This window comes from Pseudoalteromonas sp. SIMBA_162, assembly GCF_046535955.1.
GTDB lineage: Bacteria > Pseudomonadota > Gammaproteobacteria > Enterobacterales > Alteromonadaceae > Pseudoalteromonas > Pseudoalteromonas marina.
In genome coordinates, this window is the sequence record NZ_JAWJBQ010001114.1 from 1 (window position 1) to 240 (window position 240).

The window sequence follows — 240 nt, forward strand, 5'->3', positions numbered from 1 at the left end:
GTCTCGTCTGGGACGGGCCAAGTGGATCGAGCCCTACACCGAGGCGCGGCTTGATGAATTGGCCAAGCAGGGAGTAAAGAAAGTCATGGTGATGTGCCCGGCATTTGTCGCCGACTGCATCGAAACCCTGGAGGAGATCGGTGATCGCGGTCGCGAGCAGTTTCGCGAGGCGGGAGGGGAGGACCTGGTGTTGATCCCTTGCTTGAATGACGACCCACAATGGGCCAAGGCCTTGAACGC

General features: G+C 60.0%; 1 protein-coding gene. It reads left to right on the plus strand.

The window, feature by feature from the left end:
• Positions 1–240: ferrochelatase (locus R0J88_RS23135; protein ID WP_410901334.1), on the plus strand; the 240-nt coding region annotated here is incomplete at both ends.